At 59.3% G+C, this 25,548-nt stretch carries 23 protein-coding genes; 15 read left to right on the forward strand and 8 right to left on the reverse strand.

What is annotated here, in order from left to right:
• Positions 1-54: 54 nt before the first annotated feature.
• From PV407_RS14585 to PV407_RS14605, 5 genes are all read left to right on the forward strand, one after another.
• Positions 55-567, forward strand: coding sequence for a YutD family protein (locus PV407_RS14585; RefSeq protein ID WP_332090655.1), 513 nt, complete (start codon positions 55-57; stop codon positions 565-567).
• Between the two features lie 41 nt (positions 568-608).
• Positions 609-1,631: an efflux RND transporter periplasmic adaptor subunit gene (locus PV407_RS14590; protein ID WP_332090656.1), complete on the forward strand. Its 1,023-nt coding sequence runs from the start codon at positions 609-611 to the stop codon at positions 1,629-1,631.
• Between the two features lie 673 nt (positions 1,632-2,304).
• Positions 2,305-4,548, forward strand: coding sequence for a methyl-accepting chemotaxis protein (locus PV407_RS14595; RefSeq protein ID WP_332090657.1), 2,244 nt, complete (start codon positions 2,305-2,307; stop codon positions 4,546-4,548).
• Between the two features lie 162 nt (positions 4,549-4,710).
• Entirely contained in the window at positions 4,711-5,031 is a 321-nt protein-coding gene (locus tag PV407_RS14600; RefSeq protein WP_332090658.1) for an acetyl-CoA acetyltransferase, read from the forward strand.
• Positions 5,032-5,268: 237 nt separating this feature from the next.
• Positions 5,269-6,591: an ABC transporter substrate-binding protein gene (locus tag PV407_RS14605; protein WP_332090659.1), complete on the forward strand. Its 1,323-nt coding sequence runs from the start codon at positions 5,269-5,271 to the stop codon at positions 6,589-6,591.
• Between the two features lie 523 nt (positions 6,592-7,114).
• Here the strand turns inward: PV407_RS14605 and PV407_RS14610 are convergent.
• On the reverse strand, positions 7,115-7,867 hold the full coding sequence (locus PV407_RS14610; RefSeq protein WP_332090660.1) for a hypothetical protein: 753 nt from the start codon (positions 7,865-7,867) through the stop codon (positions 7,115-7,117).
• Between the two features lie 168 nt (positions 7,868-8,035).
• Here PV407_RS14610 and PV407_RS14615 point away from each other — a divergent pair, with 168 nt between their 5' ends.
• Together PV407_RS14615 and PV407_RS14620 are read left to right on the forward strand one after the other, a co-directional pair.
• The gene (locus tag PV407_RS14615; RefSeq protein ID WP_332090661.1) at positions 8,036-8,770 is read left to right on the forward strand and encodes a response regulator transcription factor; all 735 of its coding nucleotides are present in this window, start codon (positions 8,036-8,038) and stop codon (positions 8,768-8,770) included.
• The gene (locus tag PV407_RS14620) at positions 8,748-10,112 is read left to right on the forward strand and encodes a sensor histidine kinase (protein ID WP_332090662.1); all 1,365 of its coding nucleotides are present in this window, start codon (positions 8,748-8,750) and stop codon (positions 10,110-10,112) included. The genes PV407_RS14615 and PV407_RS14620 overlap by 23 nt, the downstream gene beginning before the upstream one ends.
• Positions 10,113-10,439: 327 nt before the next feature.
• Here PV407_RS14620 and PV407_RS14625 read toward each other — a convergent pair whose 3' ends face one another.
• Together PV407_RS14625 and ylbJ are read right to left on the reverse strand one after the other, a co-directional pair.
• Entirely contained in the window at positions 10,440-11,246 is an 807-nt protein-coding gene (locus PV407_RS14625) for an NAD kinase (protein WP_332090663.1), read from the reverse strand.
• 270 nt (positions 11,247-11,516) lie between these two features.
• Entirely contained in the window at positions 11,517-12,749 is a 1,233-nt protein-coding gene (ylbJ, locus tag PV407_RS14630) for a sporulation integral membrane protein YlbJ (RefSeq protein ID WP_332090664.1), read from the reverse strand.
• 374 nt (positions 12,750-13,123) lie between these two features.
• Here ylbJ and PV407_RS14635 point away from each other — a divergent pair, with 374 nt between their 5' ends.
• Together PV407_RS14635 and PV407_RS14640 are read left to right on the forward strand one after the other, a co-directional pair.
• Positions 13,124-13,513, forward strand: a complete 390-nt coding sequence (locus PV407_RS14635) for a globin domain-containing protein (protein WP_332090665.1) — start codon at positions 13,124-13,126, stop codon at positions 13,511-13,513.
• Positions 13,514-13,573: 60 nt separating this feature from the next.
• Positions 13,574-14,284, forward strand: a complete 711-nt coding sequence (locus PV407_RS14640; RefSeq protein ID WP_332090666.1) for a DUF2225 domain-containing protein — start codon at positions 13,574-13,576, stop codon at positions 14,282-14,284.
• A gap of 142 nt (positions 14,285-14,426) precedes the next feature.
• Here PV407_RS14640 and PV407_RS14645 read toward each other — a convergent pair whose 3' ends face one another.
• The 3 genes from PV407_RS14645 to PV407_RS14655 form a co-directional block, all read right to left on the reverse strand.
• A complete protein-coding gene (locus tag PV407_RS14645; protein WP_332090667.1) occupies positions 14,427-15,530 on the reverse strand; it encodes a GGDEF domain-containing protein in 1,104 nt (367 codons plus the stop codon).
• Between the two features lie 81 nt (positions 15,531-15,611).
• Positions 15,612-15,848, reverse strand: coding sequence for a hypothetical protein (locus tag PV407_RS14650; RefSeq protein ID WP_332090668.1), 237 nt, complete (start codon positions 15,846-15,848; stop codon positions 15,612-15,614).
• A 4-nt stretch (positions 15,849-15,852) separates the two neighbouring features.
• Positions 15,853-16,026: a YycC family protein gene (locus PV407_RS14655; RefSeq protein ID WP_332090669.1), complete on the reverse strand. Its 174-nt coding sequence runs from the start codon at positions 16,024-16,026 to the stop codon at positions 15,853-15,855.
• Positions 16,027-16,301: 275 nt separating this feature from the next.
• On the opposite strand from PV407_RS14655, the gene PV407_RS14660 reads away from it, so the two are divergent.
• Positions 16,302-18,092 (forward strand): M3 family oligoendopeptidase, encoded by a 1,791-nt coding sequence (locus PV407_RS14660; protein ID WP_332090670.1) that lies wholly within the window; start codon positions 16,302-16,304, stop codon positions 18,090-18,092.
• Positions 18,093-18,197: 105 nt separating this feature from the next.
• Here the strand turns inward: PV407_RS14660 and PV407_RS14665 are convergent, their stop codons facing one another.
• Positions 18,198-19,457: a methyl-accepting chemotaxis protein gene (locus PV407_RS14665; RefSeq protein WP_332090671.1), complete on the reverse strand. Its 1,260-nt coding sequence runs from the start codon at positions 19,455-19,457 to the stop codon at positions 18,198-18,200.
• Positions 19,458-19,657: 200 nt separating this feature from the next.
• On the opposite strand from PV407_RS14665, the gene PV407_RS14670 reads away from it, so the two are divergent.
• Together PV407_RS14670 and PV407_RS14675 are read left to right on the forward strand one after the other, a co-directional pair.
• On the forward strand, positions 19,658-19,900 hold the full coding sequence (locus PV407_RS14670; protein ID WP_332090672.1) for a hypothetical protein: 243 nt from the start codon (positions 19,658-19,660) through the stop codon (positions 19,898-19,900).
• Between the two features lie 179 nt (positions 19,901-20,079).
• Positions 20,080-20,451, forward strand: a complete 372-nt coding sequence (locus tag PV407_RS14675; protein ID WP_332090673.1) for an O-methyltransferase — start codon at positions 20,080-20,082, stop codon at positions 20,449-20,451.
• Positions 20,452-20,555: 104 nt separating this feature from the next.
• Here PV407_RS14675 and PV407_RS14680 read toward each other — a convergent pair whose 3' ends face one another.
• Entirely contained in the window at positions 20,556-21,998 is a 1,443-nt protein-coding gene (locus tag PV407_RS14680; protein ID WP_332090674.1) for an extracellular solute-binding protein, read from the reverse strand.
• Between the two features lie 268 nt (positions 21,999-22,266).
• Between PV407_RS14680 and PV407_RS14685 the strand changes: the two genes are divergently transcribed.
• The 3 genes from PV407_RS14685 to PV407_RS14695 are packed head-to-tail and all read left to right on the forward strand — an operon-like array spanning position 22,267 to position 25,525.
• The gene (locus PV407_RS14685; protein WP_332090675.1) at positions 22,267-23,283 is read left to right on the forward strand and encodes a Gfo/Idh/MocA family protein; all 1,017 of its coding nucleotides are present in this window, start codon (positions 22,267-22,269) and stop codon (positions 23,281-23,283) included.
• Complete coding sequence (locus PV407_RS14690) at positions 23,280-24,584, forward strand: enolase C-terminal domain-like protein (protein WP_332090676.1); 1,305 nt, start codon at positions 23,280-23,282, stop codon at positions 24,582-24,584. Before PV407_RS14685 ends, PV407_RS14690 begins: the two co-directional genes overlap by 4 nt.
• Complete coding sequence (locus PV407_RS14695; protein ID WP_332090677.1) at positions 24,581-25,525, forward strand: Gfo/Idh/MocA family protein; 945 nt, start codon at positions 24,581-24,583, stop codon at positions 25,523-25,525. Before PV407_RS14690 ends, PV407_RS14695 begins: the two co-directional genes overlap by 4 nt.
• Positions 25,526-25,548 lie beyond the last annotated feature (23 nt).

Here is a 25,548-nt window from a genome sequence, read left to right on the forward strand (position 1 = left end):
CCATAGATTGTCTATTCGGGACGGCCGTATAAACGGCGCAGGGAGGGAATTCCTTTGATCCATATCGGCAGCAAAACGTACGAGCTCGTGCAGGAGCATAAAAACGGCTACAATTTCGAGGCGTTCCGCGACCGTTTCAGCGAGGTGCTCGAGCGCTACGATTATATCGTGGGCGACTGGGGCTACAGCCAGTTGCGGCTGAAAGGCTTTTTCAAGGAAAGCAACAAGCACGGCAACAAAGATACGTGCGCGTCCGGCATACAGGATTATTTGAACGAATATTGCAATTTCGGCTGCGCCTACTTCATTTTGCGCAAGGTGAATACCGGGAAGCCGCAGCCGGAGCCGGCCGTTCAGCCGAACGCGGGGGAGGGCCTCAATCCGCCGCAGCCGGCGGCTTCGAAGCCGACCGGGCCGGCCTACGCCGAGCAGCGCCATCATCCCAGGCACGAGCATCCGAGACACGAGCGCCACGAGCGGGGCGAAAGACAGGGCCGCCACGAGCGGCACGACAGGCAGGACCGGCACGAGCGGCAGGAGCGGCCGCAGCATCAGCCGCAGAAGTAACGGTCGAAACAAGGATACCATCGCTTGGGGAGGCGACGACGTTGTTCCATTTGGCGGGGAAGCGCCTGGCATGCTTGCTGCTGCTCGGCGCGCTGGCGGCGGTTCAAACCGGCTGCTCGTACGTAAGCGCGGGGGAGCAGCCGAAACCGGAATTGCTTAAGCCGGTCAAAAAGAAAGAGGAGCTGTACGAGGTCCAAAGCGGAACGATCGTAAAGCAGCTGCGCGGAACCGGCATATTCGTTCCGGCGTCGGCCAAATTTTATCAGTATACGGTCGGCGGAAAGCTTGCCGCCATCTACGCGAAGCCCGGCGATTCGGTAAACAAGGGCGACGTGCTGCTGGAGCTCGACCCGGGCGACATGAAGCTGAAAATCGCCCAGCAGAAGCTGGTCGTCGCCAAGGCGGAAGACGCGCTGGAGACGGCGAAAGGCGAGGGCGACCCGGAAAAGCTGAGGCTGGCCGGCCTGAACCGCGAGGTGGAGCAGGCGAGGCTGGAAGGGCTGGAGCTGAGCTTGGCGAAGACGAAGCTGGTCGCCGAGAAGAGCGGCAAAGTCGTGTTTCTCGACTTCATGAAGCCGGGGGATACGATCGCATCGTATAAAGATATTATCGCATTGGCCGAGCCGGGAGATATGCTGTTCCAATTTACGACGACGATAGGCGCCGATTTGAACGCCATCGAGAAAGATATGGCGGCGGAGATCGTCTTCAAAGGCAATACGTATACCGGCAAAGTCGTTCAAACGCCGCGAACCGCTCCGACCGCGACGAGCCAGCAGCAAAGCGACCGCAACTCGCGGACGATATTGATCGCCCTCGACAGTCTGCCTCCCGATGCGACGCTGGGCGCGCAGGGCGATATGACGATCGTGACCGACAAAAAAGAAAACGTTCTCACGATTCCGCGCGTCGGACTCCGCTCGTACCAAGGCCGCAATTTCGTCCATGTGAAGGACGGCGAAAGCCGGAAAGAGGTCGACGTGGAGAAAGGCTTGGAAACGGCGACCGAAGTCGAAATTCGCAAAGGGCTGAAGGCCGGCCAGCAGGTGATTTTGAACAACTGAACCGGCAGGGCCGGCGCCTGCCGAAGCCGAGCCGCGCAATCGAGAAGAACGGCGAAGCGTACCCGTAACGGGGCGCTTCTTTTTTTTAGAATGTACGGTTGTCGGGAGTTGGGGCGAGCATGGGGCGGCGGCGGGACGGGCCCCAAGTTCCAAATGTGTAACGGACATGGCGGCCGCTAATGAGCCTCATTCCGGCCTTTTTTTTTCTAACGGACACAGGCGCAGCAATTTGGGCGAAAAACCCCCTTTTGGACGGCGGTTCGGAGCCAATAAGCGTAGGTGGTGTCCGTTACGATCGGAAACGGCCGATTTTCGCGAAATAAGCGCTGTGGCGTCCGTTATTATTCGGAAGCCGACTGTTGCGCTCATCCTCGAAATACGTCGATAGACGATATTCACGTTCGTTCCTTTCAGCCAGAAGGATTCGTCATTTGGTGCAGCTCGTGCAATTTTTTGTCGACCGAGCGGGGCCGGCCGCGAGCGGCATAAACCGTTTGGCCCCCGGCGAAGTTCCAGTATATAGTAGATTTTGTCGGAAAAGCTCACATAAAATTCATATTTATTCCATTACAATAGAGGCTAGGGGGAAGTTCCCATTTAAAAAGTAAGCCTTTTCAACCAGATCGGGAGCCGAACTCCGTCTAAAATGGGACATAAGGTTGGGGGAATGTTGATGAGTGGCAACAAAGCGAAACGGAAGCTGCCGTTTTCAATCGGCAAACTGCAAAAGGGATGGTATCGTTCGATCGGCTTCAAGCTGTTCGCCGCCTTTCTGGCGAGCATCGTGCTGGCCAGCGCCGCCGCCGGCGTCATCGCGTACCAAATTTCCGCAAGCGCTCTCAAGCAAAAGGTCGGAAGCAACATGGAACAGGTCGTTGCGGATGCCGCCAGCAACTCGGACCGCTGGTTCAAAGTGATGGACGGAACGTTCAACCAGCTGGCGATTTACGCCGACAAAAACCAGTATACGACGAAAGACCGGCGCAATCTGGAGCCGCAAACGGACCCCGAGGCGAAGGAATACAGGCAATTGATCGCGCAGCTGCGCTCGCTGGAGGACGAAATCGCCCAGAAGACGGCGCAGGCGGGCAAGGCGACCGATTCGAACGAGCGGATCAAGCTGAACGAAGATATCGCCCGCGCCTCGCAGACGAAAAATACGATCACGACCCGCTTCAACGCGCTCAATACGCAAAAAGCGGCGCTCGACACGGCGATTAACGCATACATATCGGCCTATGCGATGACGAACTCGGACATGATTTTCTCGATCGGCATCGTCCGCTTCAACGGGGAAAACCAATTGTTCAGCAGCTCGGGCAAACCGCGGACGACCAACTTATACGAAACGGAATGGGCGAACGAAGCGCTCAAGGCAAAAGGGAGAAACGTCTACCTGCCGCCGCAAAAAGGGTCGTTTCTGATGGCCGACGAAGAAACGCGCGTATTCGTCGTCGCCAAATCGTTCTGGAGTCCGGAGGACCAGAAATGGGCCGACGTGCTCATTATCGAATTCAAGCTCGGCTTCTTTGAAAATTTGCTGAAGCCGATCAACTTCGGCGGCATCGGCGATATTCACCTGATCGGCGCCTCGGGAGCGAACCTGTACTCCAACCGCGAAGGAGCGGCGTTCGGCCAGCCCGCCGACGTATCGGCGGAAGGAAGCGGGCAAAAAGTTCTCACCTCTACGAAATCGCTGCAAAACATCGATTGGACGCTGACCGGCGCCATTCCGGAAAACCGGCTGCTGGAGGACGCCAAGACGATCGCGAACAGTCTCGTGCTGCTGTGCGTCGGCGGCGCCGCGCTCGCGCTGCTGCTCGGCTTTTGGGGATACCGGACGATCGGCAGGCCGCTCATGGTCGCCGTCACGAAAATGCGGCAGGCGGAAAACGGCGACCTGAACGTCCGGCTGAATATGAAACGGAGCGACGAGATCGGCTCGGTGTCGAGAAGCTTCGACAGCATGATGGAGCGGATCGGCAGCATCGTGGCGCAAACCGGCCAATCGTCCGATCGCCTCATGCAGGCGACGGTACGGATCAACGAGCTCGTACAGCGGTCGCGCGACGCTTCCGGGGAAATCGCCGTCGCGATGAACGAGGTGTCGTCCGGAGCGGACAGCCTGTCGCGCGACGCGGAGAAAAGCAGCGCGCTCACCGGCGAGCTGACGAACCGGCTGGAGGACGTGCTGGCGGTCAATCGTTCGATGAAGGACATCGCGTTTCAGGTCGAGGAGTCGGGCAAAAGCGGCGCCCAGGCGATGGACGAGCTGTCGAAATACAATCAGGAAGCCGAAGCGGTCGTATCGTCGCTCAGCGAACGAATGGCCCGGCTTCAGGCGGGCACCGAATCGATTTCCGTCGTGCTCGATATCGTCGCGAACATTTCCAAGCAAATCAACATATTGTCGCTTAACGCCTCGATCGTAGCCGCTTCGGCCGGCGAAGCGGGCAAAGGCTTTATGGTCGTCGCCGGCGAAATTCGCAGCTTGGCGAACCAGTCGAAGGAATCGATTTCATCCGTGGAGGAGGTCATCCGGAACATCCAGGCGGAAATGGACGAGACCGGCAAGCTCGTGTCCGAGTCGCTGCCGATCTTTGCGCGGCAAAGCGATATATCGCGTACGTCCCAGGACGTGTTCCGGCATGTCGAGTCGTCGATGGCCCGTTTTATGGACAGCTTCCAGCAAGTGTGGAATTCGCTGCAATTTTCGATGGAGGCGCAGGAGGAGCTTGCCGGCATGATGATGCAGGTGAGCGCCGTATCGCAGCAATCGACCGCAACGACGGAAAACGTCGCCTCGCTTATTCGCGAGCAGCACGAATCCGGCGGAGAGCTGGTGCGAACCGGCGAACAGCTCGAACAGCTGGCGCAGGAGCTGCGGAACGCCTTGAAGGTGTTCCAGACCGTCTGACGGCCGACCGCGACCGCGGCCGCGGTCTCGCCCGTTCGGGCGATTTTCCGGGCGGAGGCGAAAGCTGCAGCGCTTTCCTTCGATTTATGGAGGGCATTCGCACATTCGGGTAGGCATTCGCATACAATGGAGCCGAGAACGATGAAACGGAGGGACTGTTTCATGACGAACGGCTCCATGCAAGCGTCGCAGGCGCTATATGAAGCCGATCCCGCTTTCGTTCAAGCGTTGAAGTCTTGTCGGGAACGGCTGAACGACGTATGCCGCCAATGCGCGAACCGCCCCGTGCGCATCCAAACGATTCACGGCCATGTCCATGAAGGCGTGATCGCCGGGATTGACGACCGCCACTTGTACTTGAGCGTCAAAGCTCACGATGCGCGCGGGTTTTTCAATCCGCTGTACCAGGCTTACACGTACAACAACGTCATACTGCCGCTCGTTTTATACGAGCTCCTCGTCATTTCGCTGCTGTATTCGTAAATGGCGAGCGGTGAAGGCGCCCCCGCTACGATGCGCGGGGCGTCTTTTTCCGCTTCGAAACTGACCACTCACGGTTAAAAAAAAGGAAGAGCCCCCCAGCGGCGGTTAAATGCTTTTCGTTTCCTCCGTGATATAGTTGTATTGAAATCGCTTCCGACAACCGGATAGACGTTTCGCCGGGCTTCGCCGCGCGGTTGTCGGGTTGCCGGAGCCGTATAAGAAGAGGAGGGGGTTCATATGGCCGCAACGAAATCTGTCCTGCTCGCGGCGATTGCCGCCGCCGCGATGTTGTCCGCCTGCAGTCAGGGAGGAAGCGGGGGCGAGACGCCGAAAGCCGCGGACGGGCAGCCGCCCAAAACGGCCGAGCCGGTCCAGCTTACGATCGTCACGAACGCCGGACATACGGAAGAGGCGTTCAACACCCGTTTCGGCGATTCGATCCGCAAAAAGTTCCCGAATTACACGATCAAGTTCATTCCGAACAGCGCCGTGAAATTCGCCGACCTGGTCGCGACGAAGACGGAAGTCGACATCGTCTATGCGGCGATCAACGACTTTACGAACGGACCGCTGAAAAACGGCATGGTGTACGACATGACCGAGCTGATGAAGAAGCACGGCGTCGATCCGAACCGCGTCGGGATGAATTGGGTCGAGGGCCTCAGCCCGGTATGGGACGGCAAGCTATACGGGCTGCCGATCAGTGTGGAAACGCTTACGCTGTTTTACAATAAAGATTTGTTCGACCGGTTCGGCGTCGCGTATCCGAGAGACAAGATGACGTGGGACGACGTGTTCGACCTGAACAACAAGCTGACCCGCGTCGACCAAGGCGTGCAGTATGTCGGTCTCGCCGTCGGCGAATCGCAGCATTTCGCGCTGAACGCGCTTTCGCTGCCTTACTTCAACGCGCAGACGGGGAAGCCGACGCTGAGCCAGGAAGAGGCGAAGTGGAAGACGGTATACGAAACGATCGCCGTCCGGCCGCTCGCCGCGCAAGGGTACAAAGACAAAGTCGTCAGCCTGAAAAACAAGATTCCGGGCGACGCCAACTTTACGAAAAGCCGCGACGCGGCCATGCTCGCGGGACTCGTTCATGCGCCGCTCTCTTACCTCGAGATGAAGGAAATGAACTGGGACATGGTTTCGTACCCGACCTACAGCCAGGCGCCGGGCACGAGCGCCCAAGCGAACCTGCTGCTGTTCGGCGTCACCAACATGAGCAGGCATAAAGACCAGGCGATGGAAGTCATCCAATATTTGTATTCCGACGAGTTCCAGACGATTACGGCCCGCGACGGCAACGTCCCCGTCGTGGTGAACGACCAGCGGAAAAAAGAGTTCGCGCAAAATACGTACTACAAAGACCGCAACGTGCAGTCGGTGTTCATCAACAAGCTGGCCCCGCTTTCGAAGCGGACGATTTACGATCCGGATTTGTCGGCGCTATACCGGAAATATCTCGGAGATTTGGCGGTCGGCAATATCGATCTCAATTCGATGCTGCGCAAAGTCGAAGAGGAGGCGATCCAAACGGTCGCCGCTTTGAAAAGCCGGTAAGGCCGCCCGTTCGGCTTCCCGGCGGCGGCGCGCTTATCCGTATTCGCACCCGGAATCCGGCCGCAGGCGAAAGCGGAAAACGACAGCCATGAATCGGACCGATTCATGGCTGTTTTAACGTTGATGTACGATGCCGAAGCGCTGCAGCGAAGAACGACTTCCTAAACCGGTAAGGATGCCCGTAGGGGGTGACCTACTGCCCGACTCCGGGCGCCTTCGCCGGGCGGATTCGGGTCGATGGCCAACGAATCCCAGCATGCTTATTTGCGGAAAAACGATCGTTTTTCCAAGCGAATGAATCCTAGCCTCGTTATCGAGCCGAAAGTGGAACAAAACGATCCGATTTGCCGGAAGTAGCGATACCGGGGTTCGTTACAGTAACAAGCCCCCGCATTCAACTGTGATAACGATTGCCGGGTTCGTTTTGCCGGATCCGGCTTCTCTTTCCGCACCGCACAAAGCTCCCGGCGCGGTGTTCGTGCGTCGTATGACGGGGGCGCCGACATGCGGCAGCGTTCGCCGATCAGCCGTTATCCGGCTGCGGCGCTTGCGGGGCTGTTGCCGGTACGGCCTGAATGATATCCGCGGCGTGTGGATCGCCGGATCCGCTTTCGTTCAAGGCGGCGATTTCCTGCTTGTACAGCGTCAATTGCTTGGCGAGCGATTGTTTGATCGCGTCGCCGTTTTTGGAACGCACCGCTTCGTCCAGCTCCCGCCATCCTTCCATGAATGCGGTTTTCGGCGAATCGCCGCCGGCGGCCGAGACGACAAGCTTGGCCGCTTCATCCGGTACGGCTTCCGGTGCGCCATCCTTCGCGACGACCGACGCCCAAGCGACTTCCTTGATCGCCGGAGCGGCCGTATCGGACAGCGGCATCGCCTCGGTGACGACCGCTAACCCGCCCTCGGCGTTCGCTTCCTCGAGCTTGATCGAAACCGCAGCGATCCGCTCCGCGCTTCCTTCCGGCGGAATCGCCGGACCGATCGCGACCGTTTTCCGCAAAGCCCCGTCTATGCCGTCGAGGACTTGGAACTTGGCCGACATCGCCTGCTCGTACAGCTCGAGCGTTTGCTTCCATTCGGCCGCCGTTTCCGGCGCATACGTTTCGGCCAGCTTCAGCGGATCGAGCGCGGAAACGGCGGCGAACCGGACGATCGATGCGCCGCTCCCCACGGCTTGCGGCTCGGTCGTCTCGGCGAAGGCGGTCGGACCGGCGACAGCCGACAGCAGAACGGTCGAAAGCGCGATTTTGTGAAACAGTCGGTTGTGAATCATGGGTACAGCACTCCTTTTCGCTTGGATCGATTTGGGTTGTTGCAGTTCCCAGTGTATAGGCGAACGGTGGCAATCCAAGCGACGGATTGTGGAAAAACGATGGCAAAGCCGCCGCCGCGCTTCCGTCTTTGGTACAATAAATGAAAAATGGCGTTTGGAGGGCGGCTTATGAACGATTATTGCGTTGCCGTCGTCGACGACGATCGACATATACGCGAGCTGGTGCAGGCTTATTTGCGGAAGGAGCAATTTCGCACCGTGGGGCTGTCTTCCGCCGAGGAGGCTTGGGAGCTGTGGAAAGCTTCGCCCCCGGATATGTGGGTGCTCGATATTATGCTTCCGGGCATGGACGGCTACGAGTTTTGCAGACGAATCCGCTACGAGGCGGAAGTGCCGATCATTATGATTTCCGCCAAGGACAACGAAGTCGACAAAATATTGGGACTGGAGCTCGGAGGCGACGATTACTTGGTCAAGCCGTTCAGTCCGCGCGAGCTCGTCGCCCGCGTCAAGCGGCAGCTTTCCCGCACTTATCGGCTGAAGGCAATGGACGAAAGCAAGCGGGAGGAGACGGTCGTGCTGCAAACCGGGAGCGGGCAGCTGCAGCTGATGGCGGAGCAGCGCCGCCTATTTTGGCGCGGGAACGAGGTAGAGCTGACGTCGAAGGAGTTCGCCCTGCTCCAGGCGTTCGCCGAACGGCCGAACCGGGCGTTCACGCGGGACGAGCTGCTGTCGCTCGTCTGGGGCGACGACTACTTCGGCAGCGACCGGGCCGTCGACCATTTATTGAAACGGCTGCGCAAAAAAATCGCGCGGCTGCCGGTCGAAGCCGTCTGGGGCCACGGCTACCGGCTGCGTACGGACGAAGGGGGGATCGCGGATGAAGCTGTTCGTGCAGATTAACGTCGCTTTCGGCGCGCTGCTCGTCGTCGTTTTGTCGATCGCCGCCGTTATTTTTCATGTCGTGCTGCTGGATCATTTCATCGAGGTCGAGAAAGACGATATGCGAAAGGCGAGCGCGACGATATCCACGCAGATGAAGACCGTCGCCGTGGAGCCGATCGCCGCTGCCGCCGTACCGTCGACCGCCATGACGCCGGTTTCCGCGGCGATTCCTCCGGGGCTCGGCTTCGACGCGATCGTTACCGACGGCGATGCGAATATTATTTACAGCACCGTTCCCGTCGCGACCGTGCGGTTTTCCTTGGCGAAGCTGGAAGCCGCGCACGTCTACGACGTTCGAATGCTGCAGGAAGACAAGGGCGAGCGGTATTTGATCGCCTCGAATGCGCTGGACGACGGAACGCTCACGCTATTTACGCCGATGAGTAAAATAAAGGAGGCCGAAAAATCGCTGCTCGTGCGGCTGCTCGTCGTTTTATGCATCGGCGGCGCGCTCGTGTTTTTGCTCAGCCTGGTCATTACGAGAAGGCTGATCAACCCGCTGCTGCAGTTGCGCGGCGAGCTGCGCAAGGTGGAAAACCGCCGGTTTTCCGACGTGAAACGGGTTCGGGCCGGGGGCGAGATCGGCGACGTCGCGCAGACGGTTTACGAAATGGCCGGGGAGCTGGAGAAGTATAACCGGATCCAGAAGCAGTTTATCCAGAACGCCTCGCACGAGCTGAAGACGCCGCTCATGTCGATCGCGGGTTACGCCGAAGGAATACGCGATGGCGTTTTCGAAGGGGAAGGCGTCCGCAAAGGGCTGGATATTATCATCAGCGAAAGCGGCCGGCTCAAAAACATCGTCACCGAAATGACGCTGCTGGCCAAGCTGGACGGCGAAGAAGGCATCTTTCGGATGGCGCCGGTCGGCATTGCCGACATCGTTACCGAAACGATCGAGCGGATCAATCCGCTGCTGGTCGATAAAGGGCTGACGATCGAAACCGCATATGCGGACGAGGCGGCTCGTCTGGCGGAAGTTCGGGCCGACCGGGACAAGCTGCTCCAGGCGCTGCTGAACGTCGTGTCGAACGCGACGCGCTATGCCCGAAAGCGGATTCGCATCGGGATAACCGTCGGCAAAAAGCAGATCGACATTTCCGTCGCGGACGACGGCGACGGCATACCGGACAGCTTGCTCCCGCATTTGTTTCACCGTTTCGTCAAAGGGAAGGACGGCGAGACCGGGCTCGGGCTCGCGATATCCCGGGCCATCGTGGAGCGGTGCGGCGGAAGTATCGCGGCGCGCAACCGGGAGTCGGGCGGGGCCGACGTGTCGATGCGCTTTCCGGCCGCCTAGGCGGGCGGAGCGACCGACCTGCGATCGGCTGACGCTCTTTTGAGCAAGCGGAATATCGTGAAGAAGGACAGATGCAGGAGAAAAGAAGGCGCGCATTTGCGGTTGAACGGGAAGGAAGAAGAACGGCTGCGGCGGAGCTTCGCAATCCGGAGTCTCGGGAGGGGGGACGCGCAGTGAAGCGGATGACCTCTTACGAGCGGAAAGGCCGGACGGCTTGACCGAAAGCTTGAAGGCAGCCTTGCAATGCTTTGCGATTATCGGATACTCCATCCGGCCCTCCCCGTTTCGCCCGATTGGCCGGACGATCCGTTCGAGGGCCTTTCTCCGCTACTCCACTATATCCCCGATAAACGACTCGCGCACCCGGTTCCAGAACGGGAACGGACGATATCGGACGAACGATACTTTCCGGTCCGCGACCAAACAGCGAATCGATATCAAATCGGTCATCTGCATGTTCAGGTGGTCGAGCGTAAGTAAAATTTTTTGCCCCTTCTTCGGGTAAATGTCGCAGTGGTGATGCTTCGGCAGCACGATCGACGAGCCGAGCGACCGGTATACCCGGTTGTTCAGCGAAGCCATCTCGGCGATTTGCACCGCTTCGAGCGACGGATGCAAAATCGCTCCGTTCAAGCTCCGGTTATAGCCGGTGCTGCCCGTCGGCGTGGAAATGCATATGCCGTCGCCGCGGAACATTTCGAACCGCTCGTCGTTAATGCGGAGCTCCGCGACGAGCGTGCCTTCGACACCCTTGAGCGTGCATTCGTTAAGCGCCAAATGCGTCTCCGTTCCTTGCTCGGTCGCGATCCGGATTTCTACTATCGGGTATTTGACCGTCCGGACCGGCTCGGCCGATTCGGCGGCCATATGGCGAATGAGCGTCTCCAGCTCGGCAGGCTTCCAGTCGGCGTAAAAGCCGAGGTGTCCGGTGTGGATGCCGACGAACGACGTCCGCTCCAGCCGGTCGGCGTACAGATGGAACGCGTGAAGCATCGTGCCGTCTCCGCCGATCGATACGACGATGTCGGGATGTTCCGGATCGAGCGTCAGTCCGCATTCGGCGGCAAGCTCGTGGAATCGGTTGTTCGTCCGGACCGAAACGTCGTCGCCCCGATTGACTACGTTGTACTTCACACCGTTATCCTCCTCAGGGCTTTTGCGAAGCAAAAGCCGGCATCGTAAGCATAAGCAGGGCTTTTGCGAAGCAAAAGCCGGCATCGTAAGCGATCGAATAACTGCGCGCGCCCGATGAGGCGCCGTGCGGCGTGCTTGAGCCGCCCTCTCCCATCATAATAAATCTTGAGCCGCAAAACAATGGCGTCCGCGGCTTGGATCGCCGCAGACGCCGTTCGAGGACGGCCGAAGCCGCCTTTTTTCGCGATAGGCCCGTACGCGAAACGCTTCTTACGCCCGAAACCGGCGAACGAACGGACGCAAGCACGCATAGACCGCATACAGCGCGCATAGAAGTAGGAGCGTGCCGACGAACAAGAGGCCGGACAACGAAAACAGCGCCGGCAAAGCCGGAAGCAAGCCGCCGTCCGTCGAAAGCGTCGGCACCGCGTGCGAGACGGCCGACCGGGCCGGGGCGAGCGGCTCCCACAACGCGAAGACGGCGGCGGCGGCCATAAAGCCGTGGGCGAGCCTGGCGATGCCGAACGGGATATACCGCAGGTCGGTGCGGTTCAGCAGGCTGACGACCTGCGCGTGAACGGACAATCCGCCCCAGGACAAAATAAACGCGGCGATGGCGACCTTGCTGACGAGCGACAAATGAACGCCGGCCCCCGCCGCCGATTTGGCGCCGAGCGTCACCTCGAACAAACCGCCCACGACCGCCTGCGCCAGCTCCGGAGGGACGTGCGCGCCTTGCAGCACGAACGTGACGGCCGCATACAAGCCGCGCATCAGATGCGACAGCGTCATCACCTCCAGCACGACGCAAAAAAAGACGACAAGCCCGCCGATGACCATGATGAGCTTGAGCGACGACTGCAAGGCGTCCCGCAGCATTTCGCCGAACGTGCGGCTATCGAGCAGGCGGGCGCGGTGCATCGACTGCATCGCTCTCCGGATCGGATTGGCGCCAGTTAATTTGGGCGCCGCCGCTACGAATTGCAGGTTTCCGTGGTACCGCATCAAAAGCCCGATGACGACGCTCGTCCCGTAATGCGCGACCGCGAGGATGACGGCCAGCGAAGCGTCGTGGAAAAAGCCGATCGAGACGGCGCCGATCAAAAAAATCGGGTCGGACGTCGTCGTGAACGAGACGAGACGTTCGCCCTCGTCGCGGCGAATGAGCCGCTGCTCCCACAGCTGGGCGGTCAGCCGGGCGCCGACCGGATAGCCGGACGCGAAGCCCATCGCCATCGCGAAGCCGCCGATGCCCGGGACGCGAAACAGCGGCCGCATCATCGGATCGAGCAGCGTGCCGAAAAAATGAACGATGCCGAAGCCGAGCATCAGCTCGGCGATGACGAAAAACGGCAGAAGTGCGGGAAACAAAATGTCCCACCAGATCGCGAGTCCTCGCAGCGCCGCGTCGAGCGACTGGGCGGGGAACAGCATCATGAGCGCGGCGACGGCCAGCGAACTGGCCGCCGTCAACGCGGTTGTCCATTTGCGGGCAGCCGGCATGCGATGAACACCTCGATCGTACGATATAGTTAGTTATACTTATGACGCGAAACGGCCGGACATGCGGGTTTGTCCGCGCGGGTGAAATCGGATACATTTTTGCTAAAAAGGCTGATATTTTCCGCCGAATATGGTAAACTAGAAAAAAGTGCAGACGGAGTGATGCGTAATGATGAGTGTAGTCACAGGCCTGATTGTATGCGCCTTCGTTTTTGTCATCCGGGAAACGCTCATGGGCGCCTCCGAGGAAGATATTGAAAAGTGACATGTCCGGCCGAGCCGGCTTAACGCATGGTGCCGCTTTGAAAAAAGTTGGCACCATTTTGTTGTTGTAGTGTATAATGTGGTGGACATCGATAGGACAGGTGACTCATATGAACGGACGCGAACCCGGGACTATTTCTCTATACGAGGCGATCGGCGGGGCCGAAACGATAGCGAAACTCGTCGAAGCGTTTTATCCGAAAGTGCAGGCCGATCCGTTGATCGGGCCGCTGTTTCCGGACGACATCGATCCGGTGATGGAGAAGCAGAAGATGTTTTTGACCCAGTTTTTCGGCGGACCGACGCTGTATTCCGACAAGTACGGCCATCCGATGATGAGGGCCCGGCATTTGCCGTTTCCGATAACGCCGGAGCGGGCCGACGCCTGGCTTGCGTGCATGGGGCGGGCGTTGGAGGAAATCGGCCTGGACGACGAATGGCGGGCGATCGTGTTGGAGCGGTTGAAGGGTCCCGCCTACCATTTTGTCAATACGCCGTAAGGCGCCCCGCATGCGGAAGGACGGCCGGATCGGGAAGCGGCGGAAAGGAAGACGTAGCCAGTGACGGAAGTAGAGCCTCTTTATTTGATTAAAGTGAACTGCATCTGCTGCGAGCAGTCGTTTCAGACATCCCGGGTTCGGCCCAGCTTCAGGAAGACGGCGAAGACGGACAGCGATTTTTGCATCCATTACAAGCAGCATAACCCGGATTATTACGTCGTGCGGGTTTGCCCTTACTGCGGCTACGCGTTTACGGAAAATTTCTCGGATCGGATGACGCCGAAGTCGAAGCAGTTGTACTACGAGAAGCTGGGGAAAAATTGGAACGCGCTCGATTTGACGGGCGAAAGGGACTGGAACGCGGCGATGCAGTCGTACAAGCTGGCGCTGCTGTGCGCCCAGATCAAGGAGGAGAAAGACCGCGTCATCGCCGGACTGCTCCACCATATCGCCTGGCTGTACCGGTACAAGGACAACAAGGAGCAGGAGAACCGCTTTCTCGAATTTGCGCTGGACGCCTACGTCAAAGTGTTCGAAACCGAAGGCGCGGACGTAAACAACGCCCGTCTCATGTATTTGATCGGCGAAATCAACCGCAGGCTCGGCAACTATAGCAAGGCGGTGCTCTGGTTCGGGCAGGTCATCAACGATAAAAAAATTATGGACTCGGCCATGATTCGGGCGTGCCGGGAGCAGTGGGTGCAGACGCGCGAAGATATGCTCGCGGCCAAGCTGGAGCTGCCCGACGAGATGAAGGAAGGCGGCGCTTAAACGGCCCCGCGCGCAAAAGTCGAGGCGAACGAAGACAGACCGGACCGGGATTCCCGGTCTTTTCTTATTTCGCGAAATGTAGGTGCGCAAGACCGCGATTCGCGGAAAGCGCGAATCCCCCTCCCGGTTGCCCGATAGGGGTTTACGACAATAACGATTGGGAGTCGGCGCGTTCGTAAAACGAGAAGCGGTTTTTGCCGCTGCGTTTGGAATGATACAGCGCTTCGTCGGCTTCGGCGATCAGACGGTACAGGTCGTCGTCCGGCCGGGCGGCGATCGTAATGCCGATCGAGATCGAGATCGCTTTGCCGGGCTGGATTTCCCTTCCGGCGAACGGATGGGCGGTTACCGCATGGCATAGCCGGTTGGCCAAAAACGCAAGCAGCTGGCGGTCGACCGAATCGCACAGCACGATAAACTCTTCCCCGCCGTAGCGGGCGATATAATCTTTCTCGCCGATCGTCGTCCGCAGCAGCTGGCCGGCTTCGCGGAGCAAATGGTCGCCCTGCAAATGGCCGAGCGTATCGTTGAAATTTTTGAAGTTGTCGATGTCGATCATCAAAATGCTGATGCGGCGCTTTTTCAGCATATTCCCGGCGATTTCCAAAAAGCTGCGGATGTTCGGCAGTCCCGTCAAACGGTCCTGATTCGCCTCCAGCTCGAGCTGGCGCTGCAAAAGCCAGCTTTTGTTCTCGTCGTTGTGCAGGGCGATCAAAACGAGCAGGCACAGCGCCGTAAGGACGAACATGTACGCGTGCATGCGCAAATAATCGGGCCACGGCGCGGTCAGCGTAAAAAATCCGGCGGCCGCTTTGACGAACAACAGCAGCGCCGCAATGGTTACGCCGTCGATCATCCGAAGCCGCTCGAAGCCGGAGGCGTATTCCTTGCGGTGCATAAGCGAGCCGAAGACGGCGGGAGCCGCGATGTCCAGGGCGATCTCCATCAGCCCGTTCGGATGCCCGAGCCATAAGGCGAACGCGGCCGGAGGAATCGTCGACAGAAGCGCCGTAGGCAAACCGAGCCGCAGCCCGGCCATAATGATCGGAATATGTCGAAAGTCCAAGACGAAAGGCTCGGTTTCGATCGGCAGCAGCATCATAAGAATGGAAGCCAAGCCGGTATACAAGGGGACGAGCACCATTTCGTTGGCGCTCCCCGTCAGGCGATTCCGCAGCTTCAGTGCGATGTAGCTGAGCGCGATTAAAGTGCAGGAGGTTGTTACCGGTGTGAGGTATTCGTTCATTGCTTATCGCTCCTGAAAGGGCTGCATACGGTCATACAGGTGTGAGACAAACGGGCGCCGAGCCGCCATGCGCATAAGGTGTCAGCGGGGCCGAACCGGACGATCGGCCAGCAAGTAGTCGCGATCGGCGTCGACGGCCGTTATTTTTTCGCGGCAGCACGGGAATACGATCAGCCGCTTTCGCCCTTCCCGGATCGGCCCGAGATCTTTCGTCCGCAGCGGCAGCAAGACGTTGCCCGCCCCGCAGAGGGGACATTCGTTCATGTAGACGTCGGAGCCGATCGTTTCGTAAGGCAGCGTGTTTTCGAAAGGGATCATGTCGTTATCGCTTTCCGTCCGACGATTCGTCCGACGGTCCGGACGGTTCCGTTTCGGCCAGCTCGGCCAGCTTCCGGATCAAAATGTGCTGCGGCATATGCATAAGCTGCTCGATCGGCACTTTCAGCGCTTCGGCCAGCTTGACGGCGGTTTCGGGCGATATTTGCAACGGTCTCATCGGTATAGGACCTCCCTATGGTACGTTAGTCGCATTTCTCGTATTTCTATATTATACTCAAAATCGTTTCACTTCTCGAGTAACTCGAGATTCATTATCGGTAAAGAAAAATTGATCGGTCTTTAATCGTTTCGCCTCAAAACGCGGGATCGGCTTCGGTTACGCGTCATGCCTGTCCGAAAGCTTCGCCAACCGGGGCGCAAGGCGAAACTTTTCTTCTTCGGGCGAAATATGATTTAATGGTGTCATATCCGTACATAGGAGGTTGGAACGCGATGTCACAATACAGTCTCGTTTGGGATTTGGACGTCTTTTTCCCCGGTGGGAGCGGCTCCGCGGAGTTCGCGCAATTTTTGCAGCGAATGGAGCGGGACGTCGAGCAGTTTCGGCAAGCCGTGCTGGCGGCAGCCGGAGCGGGCGCCGTCGCCGATCGCGGAACGATCGCCGGGCTGGTCGAGCGGATGCAGAACGTGACGCTCATGCTGCGCGAAGCCGATTCGTTCGCCAGCTGTCTGGCCGCGGAAAATCAGCACGATAAAAAGGCGGTGCAGCTCGCCGGCCGCATTTCTTCGCTGAACGCTTCGTTTACCTCCGCCCTGACCCGGTTCGACCAATTGCTCCGGCAAATACCGGACGGCGACTGGGCCGCGCTGCTGCAAGAAGAGCCCTTCCGCGCGATCGCCTATCCGCTCGACGAGCGCCGCCGGCTGGCCATGGAAAAGCTCGCCCCGGAGCAGGAATCGCTGATCGCCGATTTGGCCGTTGACGGCTATCACGGCTGGGAGGAGGCGTACAATACCGCCGTCGGCAAATTCAAGATCGACTTCGACGAGAACGGGAAATCGGTATCGCTGTCGGCCGGGCAGGCGGCGAACAAGCTGCACAGCCCGAACCGGGACGTTCGCGTCCGCCTGTTCGCGGATTGGGAAAAAGCGTGGGCCGATTCGGCGGACTACGCCGCGGACGCGCTCAACCGGCTCGCCGGCTTCCGCCTTCAAGTGTATAAACATCGCGGCTGGGATTCGGTATTGAAAGAGCCGCTCGCCATCAACCGGATGTCGGAGAAAACGCTGAACGTGATGTGGGACGTCATCGACCGGAACAAAGCTCCGTTCGTCGACTATTTGCGCCGCAAGGCGGACATGTTCGGGCTCGGTTCGCTGTCGTGGCACGACGTCGACGCTCCCGTCGGGACGTCGGCCAAGGAGGTGCCGTTCGACGAAGCCGCGCGCATGATCGTGAGCCAGTTCCGGAGCTTCAGTCCGAAAATGGCCGATTTCGCCGAGATGGCGTTCGAGAAACGGTGGATCGAAGCGGAGGACCGGCCGGGCAAACGGCCCGGCGGATTTTGCACGTCGTTCCCGATCAAGGGCGAAACCCGCATTTTCATGACGTACGCGAACACCGCCTCCAATGTCGCCACGCTCGCGCACGAGCTCGGTCATGCTTACCATCAGCACGTCATGAACGATATGCCTGCACTCGCGCAGGAGTACGCGATGAACGTCGCCGAGACGGCGTCCACGTTCGCGGAAATGATCGTGGCCGATGCGGCCGTGGGGCAAGCGGAAAACCGGGAAGAGCGGCTTGCGCTGATCGAGGACAAAATCCAGCGGTCGGTCGCGTTTTTCATGAACATTCACGCGCGCTTTTTGTTCGAGACGGAATTTTACGAGCGGCGCAAGCAAGGGCTCGTCGGCGTCGACCAGCTTTGCGAGCTGATGGAGGACGCCCAGCGGCGCGCGTACAAAGAAGCGCTCGGCGAGTACCATCCGCATTTTTGGGCGTCGAAGCTGCATTTTTACATTACGGGCGTGCCGTTCTACAATTTCCCGTATACGTTCGGCTACTTGTTCAGCTCCGGCATCTACGCGGTCGCGCAGCGGGAAGGCGCCGCCTTCGAGGACAAATACGTGTCGCTGCTGCGGGATACGGGGAGCATGACGGTCGAGCGGCTCGCGGAGAAGCACCTCGGCGTCGATTTGACCCAGCCGGACTTTTGGCAAGGCGCCGTCGACCTGGCGGTACGGGACGTCAATCAGTTTATGGAAATGACGAAAACGTAATCGGAACGAACGCTTCGCGACGATTGTCGAAGGAGGGCGGCTCGCCGGCGCAGGCCGGGCGGGGCCGCCTTTTGTTTCGGCCGGAACCGTCAGTCCGGGGTATCGTCAAAACTTGAAGATTTGGATCGTCCGCTGAAGCTGCGCGGCCGTTTGCATCATTTGCTCGGACTGCCTCACGAGCGCGTCGACGACGGCGATCTGCTCGTTCATGCTCGCCGATACTTCCTCCGTGCCGGCCGCCGACTGCTCGGTGATCGCCGCGATGTTTTCCATCGTCGCCGAAATCGTCCGGGCGCTCTCCAGCATCCGGTCGCTTTCCTCGGCGAACCGCGATATCGTCTCCGCGATGAATTCGATGCTGTCGACGATTCGGGCGAAAATCGATTCCGTCTCGCGGATGAGCGTCGTCTGCGTGCGGACGATGTCCTGGTTGGCGGCCATTTGCTCCAGCGCGAGTCCGATGCCCTGCTCGATGCGGCGCACGAGGTCGAACACTTCCTTCGTGGAGGCGGTCGATTCCTCCGCGAGCTTCCGCACCTCCTGGGCGACTACCGCGAACCCTTTGCCGTGCTCGCCGGCTCGGGCCGCTTCGATCGAGGCGTTCAGCGACAGCAGGTTCGTCTGCTCGGCGATTTCCGAAATCGTCTTCGTAATGCGCGAAATGCCGCTCGCCTGCTCGGCAAGCCTGTCGATCGACTCGGAAACGGTCGTCGTCGCTTCGACGTTCCGCTGCATGCCTTCGTTTTGGCTGACGACCGCCTGTCTGCCTTGCTGGACGTAGCGGATCATCGCCTCCGACTTGTCGTTCATTTCTTTCGTCGACTGCGCGTACGTCGTGACCATCTGCTCGATATTTTTGATCGCCGCCGCAATGTTCGCCATTTCCTCCGTAATTTTGATCGAGCCGGACGCAAGCTCGCCCGCCGATTGCGTCACTTGGCTCATGACGTCCTTCAGCTGCCGATTTTTGTCGCTTCCTTCGCGCGTCGTATCGACGACCGTTCGCGTAATCGTCGTCGTTTCGTTCAAAATGCCGCGAAGCTTGTCGATCATCTGGTTGAACGTTCTGCCCAGCTCCCCGAGCGCGTCGTTCGATTCGACATGGACTTTCATCGAGAAATCGCCCTTCGCGACGCCCAGCGCGACGCGCGACATGCTTTCGATCGGGCTTGTAAGCGCTCTCTCCAGCCAGCCGACGAAAGGGATGCTGGCGCCGCACAGCGCGAGCACGATCGGCAGCGAGACGACGAAGGAGACGTCCGAGACAAGGGCGATCGCGAGCGTCGGCAAGGAAAACGCCGCCACGAGCGTATAGCAGCCGAACTGCAGTTTCCGTTTGAACGACAGCGCTTGGAAACCGTTCATCCTGATCTACCCCATTTCCATATTTTGTACTTGTCGATTATATCATGTCGAACTATATCGGTCTATCGTCTTATGCGAAACAATAGGTCCGCGGGCCCTTGGACGGCGAAGCGGCAATGCCTATAATTACCCCCATAAACCGGCAGGACGGCTGCGAATGGGTATAGTAAAGCCAGCACCGTCAAGGAAAGAGGGATACGATGCCGCTCGCCAACTGCAAACATTGCGGCCGGCTTTACGTGCGACAAAAATCGCCCTATTGCGCCGAATGTCAAGATATGCACGACCGCTATTATTTCGCCGTGCGCGAATATTTGAAGACGCATCCGCGCAGCACGGTGCTCGACATTCACGAAAACACCGGAATTCCGATCGCGAAAGTGCTGGAAATCCGGGGAGACGCCTACGTCCCGTTCGGAGGATCGGGGCGGACAACATGTTGACGGACGAGCTTGTTCCGCGAGGGACGGGCTTTTTTTTGTTTTGTAGGTCTATTTAACCACATTCTTGGTTGAATTTGTAAATTGTTGTTGAAAGTTGTGCGAATAGTTCGTATAATGTGACTTAAGCACCATGACATAAACTCCAAAAATGTTAAAATTTGCGAAAAAGGAGGGAATTCATGTTTTTCGATCAGCTGTCTTTAGCAAGGCAGTTGGACATCGTATTCAAGGAACTGCATCAAGAATTGTCCGAGCTGTCTTCCGGTACGATTTTCGTTCAAATCCGCAACAATGTCATCGGGAAATTCGGAGTTCGCCATTTGCCGCTGGAAGGAACGGACGGCAAAGTCGAGCCGAAGGGGTCGGGTCTTACGGACATCCAGCAGCGAACATTTCAGAAAATGGCGCTGGACGCCCTGAAGTACAAAACGAATTGGACGCACGGCGAAATCAATCTGGACTTCACCGTCCGGCAAAACAAGCTGTGCGCGAGCGTCCAGTTTGAGTCGAATTATAATATGTCGAATTTGCTTATGCGCAAGACGAACTGATTCCGTTTATCCCCATTCCTTTTTATGAAAACGCAAACACGCCTCCGTCACCGCCCGTTCGCGGTTTCGGAGGCGTTTTCGTGCATGGGGCGGCTGAGCGGCCGCTAGTCCCGGGCGGGCGCCGGATGGGCCGCGGCGCCCCGTCCCGCCCCGTTCGGGAGCTGCGCCGTCTGCCTGCACAGCTCGTCCTCGTCGATCAGGCCGGAGCCGTATTTTTTGAGCAGCTGACGGAAGGCGGCGAACGCGGAAGGCGACAAGTTGAGCTCCCGGTGAAGCCGGTACGACGCCATAATTTCGCGGAATAAGAAGTAACGGGACGGCCGGTTCATTCCTTCCGACGGATCGCTCGGCATTTCCGCCGTTTCCTTGTGCGCGGGCAAGCTGAGCGTCCGCTCCCGAATGATCCGCTGCGCCCGCGGCGAAGCCAAATAATCGGCCAGCTGGCGGGCCGCCTCGGGATGCTTCGTCTTCGAAGACACCGCCACCCCGATTACGTTCATGAGCGACCTCGGCTCGTACATGTACGGCAGCGGAGAAATGTCGTACTCCAAATCCGAATGCTTGAAATCGTTGATCGTCATATAGTTGGTCATGATCATCGATACTTTGCCCTGCTGGAACAATTCGTTCACATCGTCGCTGTTTTCGGACAAATAGCTCGGGAACACGGTGCGGTCGGCGACGATGCGGCGGCACAGCCGCACGCTTTCCAACAGCCGGCTTCCGGCGAGCCGGAGCCTGCCGTCCGCGTCCGTTTCGAATCGTTCCCCGCTTTGCAGCAAAAAGGCCGGCCACCGGTTGTCCGACAGCAAATAAAAGTAAAGCCCGTGGCGCGTTCCCGGCTTCGTCAGCGCCGCGGCATGACGGATGGCCTCGTCCCACGTCCAGCTGCTGTCCGGCTCGGGAACGCCTTCTTCGCGAAAATGCGCCCGGTTGTAAGCCAAAATGATCGGCGAAAAGACGAGCGGCCGCGCATGCAGCTCCCCGTCGCTGACGAAAGCGTCCTGCGCGAACCGGTACGTCCGCGGATCGGGAGGAAACCGCTCCAGCCGCAGCCGGTCGCCTTCGTCGAGCGCGATTTGAAAATCCATGTTGTTCAGCGTAAACACGTCGAGCAGGCCGTTGTCCGAATATTCTTTGACCGCGGCCATATAATTCGAGACGGACCTGATTTCCAGCGTCTTTACGCGAATCGACGGATGGGCGAGGCGAAAATCGTCCAGCAGCGCCGAGAGCGCGATATCGCGCTCGATCGAATGCGTATAGCCGAGCGTAATCGTTGCGGAGCCGCCGGGAGCGCCCTCCGTGACGCGGCTGCCGACCCGGTCGATTTTGACGATCAGCCCTTCGCGAACGAGCGTCTCGAGCCCTTTGCGAACCGATTTGTTGCTCAGCCCGAACTGCTCGGTCAAAGCTTTTTCCGACGGCAGGAAGTCGCCGGGGTTGTATTCGCCGTTCCAAATTTGCGAGCGCAGCCGGTCGACCATGCGCTTCAGGCGGGCGTCGAACGATTTGCGGCTCGGCTTGTCGAAAGTAGCGTCATTCATGGAGAGCAACCTTTCCGATTCGTATTCTGCTTCCTATCATAGCGGATTCCCCGTTGAATGTACAGCAGAGCGGCGGATGCGCACAGTCGGACAAGGAGCTGCGAAAATGCGCTTTTTGCGTATTGACAGTAGGCGGAAGGCGTATGTATGATTAAGGCGAACATGTACATCAACATGTACATCAGTTCATTCATTTACGGCAATCATTGGTTAAGATGTACATCAGTGAAGCGAAACAATCGATCCGAACGAGGAAGGGAGCCTTCACATGAAAACGGTTAAGGTGGGCATTATCGGCTGCGGCAATCTCGGAAAAACGCACGCGACATGCATCGCGGAGCTCGAAGGAATGGAGCTGTCCGCCTATTGCGACGTATTCGAGACGAGCGCTCAAGCGATGCTGGAGCGGTTCGGGGGCGACTACGCGACGACGGACACGGACCGTTTCTTTCACGATCCGTCGCTCGACGCGATTTACGTGACGACGCAGCACGACACGCATGCGGACTATTGCATTCGCGCCTTGGAAGCCGGCAAGCACGTTCTCGTGGAAAAGCCGCTGGCGATGACGGCGGAGGACTGCCTGCGGATCGGCGACGCGGTCGCGCGCAGCGGCAAAAAGCTGTTCACCGCGTTCAAGATGCGGTATTACGAGCTGCTCTGGAAAGCGAAGGAGCTTATTCCGCAGCCGGTCATGGTGACGATGCAAATGATGGACAACCGCTGGGGCAACGCGTCTTGGGCGAACGATCCGGTCAAAGGCGGCGGCAACGTGCTGAGCCAAGGCTGCCATTCCGCCGATATTCTTCGTTTCGTGGCGGGCGGCGACCCGATCGAAGTGTACGCCGCCGGCAGCAACTACTACCAACCGACCGGCGTCGTCGACAATATGGCCGCGGTGTTCCGGTTCGACAACGGAACGGCCGGCAATCTCGTTCAGGGCGACGCCGGCTGTCCGCCGCTGACGAGCAAATTTTTCATGCAGCTGTTCGCCGAAAACAAGTCGATTACGATCAGCGACCGGCTGACGACGCTGACGTATACGGAGGCCGGCAAGGAGCCGCAGGTTTTCAAAGGCACGGAATCCGGCTTTATGGAGGAAAACAAGGCGTTTCTGCGCTGCTTGCAGGACGATGCGCCGGCGCCGATCGACCATGTGGACGGCTTGTACGCGACGCTGATGATTTTGCAGGCGTTCGAATCGCTGCGCAGCGGCAAGCCGGAGCCGATCAAATCGGTCGTGGAGCGCGCCGTTTCCGCCGGTTCCGGCAAGGTGCGGGCATGATCCGGATCGCGGAGGCGAAGCATGCGGTCGTCAAGGAGCCGCTCCTGTCTCCGTTCGGCTTCAAGGGCGCATATTTGACCGAGCTGTGGCAGTCCGTGGCGATGCTGCGCGGGGAGGAGGGCTCGACCGGCATCGGGGTCGGCGTGCAAAGCGTGCTCTGGTCGGACGCGCGCGTGTTCGTCTCCGCCGGGGAAGCGGCCGGCAACGAGCTGATGGCCGGCATTACCCGCTGCGCGCTCGAAGCCGCCCGCCGAGGGGGCGAGTTCGCCACGCCTCTCGAGCTGCTGGAGCGGATATATCCGGAGGCGCTCGCCTTCGGCATGAAGTCGGCCGGTCTTCCCGACCTGAGAAGCACGTTCGCCCTGAACGCGCTCGTTACGGTCGATCACGCCGCCTGGGCGCTGTACGCGAAACAGAAGCGGCTGCCCTTCGAGCGGCTCGTCCCGGAAGAATACCGGTCCGCGCTTGCCGGGCGCCAGGACGAGCTGGCGGGCATACCGCTCATTCCGTACGGGATGGCCGAGGACGAAATCCGCCAAGTGCTGGACGACGGCTATTTTTTGCTGAAAATCAAAGTCGGGGCCGATCCGGACCGGGACGGCAGCCAGGACAAAATGCTCGAATGGGACTGCGCCCGGCTGACGCACATTCACGCGATCGCCTCGACATACGAGACGGAGCATACGTTGAACGGCAAAATCGCCTATTATTTGGACGCGAACGGGCGCTATGACGGCAAAGACCGGCTGCTCCGATTGCTCGATCACGCCGACCGGATCGGAGCGCTCGATAACATCGCGCTGTTCGAGGAGCCGTTTCCGGAAGAAGCGAAGCTCGACGTCTCGGACGTCCCGGTTCGGCTGGCGGCGGACGAAAGCGTCCACGATGCGCACGACGCGCTGGAGCGGATCGAGCTGGGCTACGGGGCGTTGGCGCTCAAGCCGGTCGCCAAAACGATGAGCATGAGCCTGAAGGTGGCGAAGCTGGCGCAAAGCAAAGGCGTTCCGTGCTTTTGCGCCGATTTGACGGCGAACCCGGTGCTTGCCGATTGGAACAAGACGCTTGCGGCCCGACTCGCCCCGCTGCCGGGCTTCCGGATCGGCGTCGTCGAGACGAACGGCCATCAAAATTACCGCGACTGGGAACGGATGAAAAGCTGGCACCCCCGTGCGGGAGCGGATTGGATCGACGCGCGGAAGGGCGTGTACCGGCTCGAGGCGCCGTTTTACGAAACGAACGGGGGCGCTCTCGAAGCGGGAGGCCCGTACGAGTCGTTATTCGAAGGAGGAAAGCGGGCATGAGCGAAACGAAAAAGCTGCGGATCGGGCTCGTCGATCTGGATACGTCCCATCCCGGCAGCTTCGTGCCGATTTTGCGGGAGATGGGGCACGAAGTGACCGCCGTCTATGACGGGGGAACGATTTATCCCGACGGTTATGCGGCGAAATTCGCGCAGGACCACGGTATTGCGGGCGTATGCGAAACGCTGGCGGACATGGTTCCGCTAGTCGATGCGGCCATTATCCACAGCTGCAACTGGGACGTGCACGTCGAGCGGGCGAAGCCGTTCGTCGAAGCGGGCAAAGCGGTGTTCATCGACAAGCCGCTCGCCGGCAACGTCCGCGATTTGCGGCAAATCGCCGATTGGGTGCGGGGCGGGGCGCGGATTACAGGCGGCTCGGCGCTCCGCTGCTGCGGCGAAGTGCGCGAGTGGCGCGAGCTGGGCGTCCCGCGCGAGGAATGGGTATACGCGCTGGTCGGCTGCGCCGTCGACGAATTCAATTACGGCATTCACGCTTACGCGATGCTGCACGGGCTCCTGGGGCCCGGCGTCCGGTCCGTCCGCTGCCTCGGCGAGTCCGGCGGCCAGCGGCAGGCGGAGCTGACATGGGAGGACGGCCAAACGGGCGTCGTCAGCGTCGGCAAGACGCCCGGCTATTTGCCGTTCTACGCCACGGTCGTGACGCAGAAGCGGGTCGATCATTTGAAGGCGGACAACGGCAAGCTGTATCGTTCGCTGCTCGAGGCGACGCTGCCTTACTTGGCCGGCGAAGCCCCGGCCCCGCTGCCGATCGGGGAGCTGATCGAGGTCGAGCTCGCCGCCATCGCCGCCAAGCTGTCGTCCGAGCAGGGAGGGAGCGCGATCGCTCTGCAGGAAATTCCGGACGGCTATCCGGGCTACGACGGCGCAGCTTTCGCCGTCACCTACAAGGAATTGAAGTTCCCTTCGGCGAAATCTTGATATGTTCTCATTTCGCTAAAGGA

This window comes from Paenibacillus sp. GYB003, assembly GCF_036577625.1.
GTDB lineage: Bacteria > Bacillota > Bacilli > Paenibacillales > NBRC-103111 > Paenibacillus_AB.

What these genes read in the sequence shown, in the direction of transcription:
- PV407_RS14685 (WP_332090675.1), top strand. Translation starts at nt 22,267, where the DNA reads ATGAAAACGGTTAAGGTGGGCATTATCGGCTGCGGCAATCTCGGAAAA.
- PV407_RS14615 (WP_332090661.1), top strand. Translation starts at nt 8,036, where the DNA reads ATGAACGATTATTGCGTTGCCGTCGTCGACGACGATCGACATATACGC.
- PV407_RS14695 (WP_332090677.1), top strand. Translation starts at nt 24,581, where the DNA reads ATGAGCGAAACGAAAAAGCTGCGGATCGGGCTCGTCGATCTGGATACG.
- PV407_RS14655 (WP_332090669.1), bottom strand. Translation starts at nt 16,026, where the DNA reads ATGAGACCGTTGCAAATATCGCCCGAAACCGCCGTCAAGCTGGCCGAA.
- PV407_RS14620 (WP_332090662.1), top strand. Translation starts at nt 8,748, where the DNA reads ATGAAGCTGTTCGTGCAGATTAACGTCGCTTTCGGCGCGCTGCTCGTC.
- PV407_RS14610 (WP_332090660.1), bottom strand. Translation starts at nt 7,867, where the DNA reads ATGATTCACAACCGACTGTTTCACAAAATCGCGCTTTCGACCGTTCTG.
- PV407_RS14595 (WP_332090657.1), top strand. Translation starts at nt 2,305, where the DNA reads ATGAGTGGCAACAAAGCGAAACGGAAGCTGCCGTTTTCAATCGGCAAA.
- PV407_RS14665 (WP_332090671.1), bottom strand. Translation starts at nt 19,457, where the DNA reads ATGAACGGTTTCCAAGCGCTGTCGTTCAAACGGAAACTGCAGTTCGGC.
- ylbJ (WP_332090664.1), bottom strand. Translation starts at nt 12,749, where the DNA reads ATGCCGGCTGCCCGCAAATGGACAACCGCGTTGACGGCGGCCAGTTCG.
- PV407_RS14600 (WP_332090658.1), top strand. Translation starts at nt 4,711, where the DNA reads ATGACGAACGGCTCCATGCAAGCGTCGCAGGCGCTATATGAAGCCGAT.
- PV407_RS14605 (WP_332090659.1), top strand. Translation starts at nt 5,269, where the DNA reads ATGGCCGCAACGAAATCTGTCCTGCTCGCGGCGATTGCCGCCGCCGCG.
- PV407_RS14670 (WP_332090672.1), top strand. Translation starts at nt 19,658, where the DNA reads ATGCCGCTCGCCAACTGCAAACATTGCGGCCGGCTTTACGTGCGACAA.
- PV407_RS14690 (WP_332090676.1), top strand. Translation starts at nt 23,280, where the DNA reads ATGATCCGGATCGCGGAGGCGAAGCATGCGGTCGTCAAGGAGCCGCTC.
- PV407_RS14675 (WP_332090673.1), top strand. Translation starts at nt 20,080, where the DNA reads ATGTTTTTCGATCAGCTGTCTTTAGCAAGGCAGTTGGACATCGTATTC.
- PV407_RS14650 (WP_332090668.1), bottom strand. Translation starts at nt 15,848, where the DNA reads ATGATCCCTTTCGAAAACACGCTGCCTTACGAAACGATCGGCTCCGAC.
- PV407_RS14680 (WP_332090674.1), bottom strand. Translation starts at nt 21,998, where the DNA reads ATGAATGACGCTACTTTCGACAAGCCGAGCCGCAAATCGTTCGACGCC.
- PV407_RS14645 (WP_332090667.1), bottom strand. Translation starts at nt 15,530, where the DNA reads ATGAACGAATACCTCACACCGGTAACAACCTCCTGCACTTTAATCGCG.
- PV407_RS14660 (WP_332090670.1), top strand. Translation starts at nt 16,302, where the DNA reads ATGTCACAATACAGTCTCGTTTGGGATTTGGACGTCTTTTTCCCCGGT.
- PV407_RS14635 (WP_332090665.1), top strand. Translation starts at nt 13,124, where the DNA reads ATGAACGGACGCGAACCCGGGACTATTTCTCTATACGAGGCGATCGGC.